Source organism: Neisseria flava (assembly GCF_982712965.1).
Map to the genome: position 1 here is coordinate 1 of NZ_CEXQBZ010000095.1, position 3143 is coordinate 3143.

Consider the following 3143-nt stretch of genomic DNA (forward strand, 5'->3'; position numbering starts at 1 on the left):
CGCCTAAAAGGCGGCCCGGATGCCTGATTATCAGGTATCCGGGGAGGATTAAGGGGGTATTTGGGTAAAATCAGGAGTGATTTGGGGAGAAAACAGCCGAAAACCTGTGTTTGGGTTTTGGCTGTTGGGGGAAGTGCTTTTTTGCAAAGGTCTCAGGCACTGTATCTTGAGCGCATCAATTTTTCGGCAGTTTGCGGATGAGATTGATGAGTATGGAAGGGGTGGCAGCATTCAGCGTAGGGTAGGGAAGAAGAACATGGACAAGGGGTAGGGGGCATGGAGGATGTCCTATTAATGTTTTTATTTTATTGAGAGAATAAAAGTCTATTTGGCAAGTCGTCTGAAACAGAAATATTCGAAATGTTCATTTATTCGGTATTATTTATTGCGTAGGAACATTATTTTACAGGGTTTTTTGATACAATATCTCTACTCCGTCCCGACAATGCCGGAATGTTATTCCGCGTCCGCTCGGACGGCCTGTCATAAATAAAACAGTCATTTTCCAACAAACATCAAGGCCGCCCGCTCTATGCACGAAACTTTTTCCCTCGCACCCATCGTTATCGTCCTCCTCGTTTCCGTCATTACGGTAATTTATTGCCGTAAATTCAACATTCCTTCCATGCTCGGTTATCTTTTGGTCGGCTTTATTGCCGGTCCGGGTATGTTGAAGCTGATTCCGCAAGGTCATGCTACTGATTATTTAGGTGAAATCGGTATCGTATTCCTGATGTTCAGTATCGGTCTCGAATTCTCCCTGCCCAAGCTCAAAGCCATGCGCCGTTTGGTGTTCGGACTGGGCGGTTTGCAGGTCGTTGTGACCATGCTGTCGATTATCGGCATTTTGATGCTGATGGGTGTCAACTTTAATTGGGCGTTTGCCGCAGCCGGGGCGATGACCATGTCGTCCACGGCAATTGTCAGCCGCATCCTGTCCGAAAAAACCGAATTGGGACAGCTGCACGGTCAAATGGCGATGGGTGTCTTGTTGATGCAAGATATTGCCGTTGTACCGTTGATGATCCTGATTCCTGCGTTGTCGGGCAATGGCGAAGAAGGCAGTCTGTGGGTCGCGCTGGGTCTTGCCGGATTGAAAATGCTGGTCACGCTGGGCGTGTTGTTCGTTATCGGCAGCAAGGTAATGTCGCGCTGGTTCAGAATGGTCGCCAAACGCAAGTCGTCTGAATTGTTTATGATCAACGTCCTGCTGGTAACCTTGGGCGTAGCTTATCTGACCGAACTGGAAGGCTTGTCGATGGCATTGGGCGCATTCGTCGCCGGTATGCTGCTTTCGGAAACGGAATACCGTTTTCAGGTGGAAGACGACATCCGTCCGTTCCGCGATATTCTGCTCGGTTTCTTCTTTATCACGGTCGGCATGAAACTGGATATCCAAGCTTTAATCGGCGGCTGGCAGCAGATTCTGATTTTGCTGGCAATTTTGCTGGTATTGAAAGCATTGGTCGTCTTTTTCATCGCTTTGCATATGAAGCATCCGATTGCGGATAGCTTAAAAACAGCCCTCTATTTGGCACAAGGCGGCGAATTTGGTTTTGTGATGTTAAACATCTCCAGCAAAATCAATATGGTGTCGCCCGAGCTGGAGCAGGCAGCTACGGCAGCGATTCTGTTGTCTATGATTATTGCCCCATTTATCTTGGGCAGCAGCGATGCCATCGTCAGCCGTTTCGTCAAATCAAGCTGGGACATGAAGGCATTGGATTTGCACAGTATGTTGGTGGAAACCATGAGCAAATCCGACCACGTCCTGATTATCGGTTTCGGACGCGGCGGTCAGACCGTCGGACGTGTCTTGGCTCAGGAAAACATCCCCTTCTTCGCCCTCGACCTCGATATCGGCAGGGTTCAGGTGGCACGCAATGCCGGCGAACCGGTCTCGTTCGGCGATGCCAAACGGCGCGAAGTCTTGGAGGCGGCAGGTTTGGAGCGCGCCAAAATGGTGGTCATTACCCTGAACAATATGCACGAAACCCAGCATGTTCTCGACAATATCATGTCCTTGCATCCGAGCATGCCTGTGTATGTTCGGGCTACCAATGACGATTACGTCAAAACCTTCACGGATATGGGCGCGGAAGAAGCTGTATCCGACACCAAAGAAACCAGCTTGGTACTGGCAAGCTACGCCATGCTGGGTAATGGTGCGACCTTCAACCATGTTTATCAGACCATTGCCAACATCCGACACAGCCGCTACGCCTCTTTGGAAGGCTTGTTTGTCGGCAGTGATGATGAAAATGGATTTGACGACGGAGGCAAATCGGTATGCCGCCACGCCTTTCCTCTGACTGGAGAAGCCCACGCCATAGGCAAGACCATCCGTGATTTACCTTTGGATAACGCAGGCATCAAACTTCTATTTATCCGCCGAAACACAAGCAGGATAGAAAACCCCGACTTGGATTTCCAGCTGCAACCGAATGATATTTTGGTTGTCGCAGGCAGACAGGAGGAAATTATTTCTTTTGAAAACTGGAGTTTGCAAGGAAATACTTAATGCGATAAAAAATAAAGCTTGCACAGCGGATGCTTTTTTGATTTAATAGTGTCTTCGCAAACGCAGCGACAAGGGTGATTAGCTCAGTTGGTAGAGCGTCTGCCTTACAAGCAGAATGTCGGCGGTTCGACTCCGTCATCACCCACCAAGTTCCCTTTATTGTTGCAAAACAATGATGCGCGGTGGTAGCTCAGTTGGTTAGAGTACCGGCCTGTCACGCCGGGGGTCGCGGGTTCGAGCCCCGTCCGCCGCGCCAAATTTTAAAATACCGGCTTTGCCGGTATTTTTTTGTGCGTAAGAAACGAACGTGGAGAGGGCAGCTATTTGGTTTTCAGACGACGTCTTATAGAGATTTCACTTTAAAGCAGGATAGGTTAGAGGAATGGTCGGCTATATAGAGTCTGCAGTTGATTTACCTTGAACTTTTGAATCTTAGTAAATCGTGTTTTCTTTGAGTTAAGGTGAGGTAACGTTGTTTTGGTTTGAAGTTAATCCATTGTAGGTTCTAATTTTGTTTAGGGTCGTCTGAAAACAGAAATCCATACTGAACTGCACCCCAAAAGTTGGATACATCCCCTCCAACTCACAAGGTGCAGTTTTTTTATGAGCAAATATACATTAC

The 3143-nt window shown here is 48.2% G+C and carries 1 protein-coding gene and 2 tRNA genes; all 3 read left to right on the plus strand.

Annotated features, from left to right (window positions below):
- The first annotated feature begins 532 nt into the window (after positions 1-532).
- The 3 genes from AC5M9B_RS04680 to AC5M9B_RS04690 all read left to right on the plus strand — a co-directional run bounded on the left by AC5M9B_RS04680 (position 533) and on the right by AC5M9B_RS04690 (position 2777).
- Positions 533-2521 (plus strand): monovalent cation:proton antiporter family protein, encoded by a 1989-nt coding sequence (locus AC5M9B_RS04680; protein WP_209282990.1) that lies wholly within the window; start codon positions 533-535, stop codon positions 2519-2521.
- 72 nt (positions 2522-2593) lie between these two features.
- Positions 2594-2669, plus strand: a tRNA-Val gene (locus tag AC5M9B_RS04685).
- A 31-nt stretch (positions 2670-2700) separates the two neighbouring features.
- Positions 2701-2777: transfer RNA gene (locus AC5M9B_RS04690), tRNA-Asp, on the plus strand.
- The last annotated feature ends 366 nt before the right edge of the window (positions 2778-3143 follow it).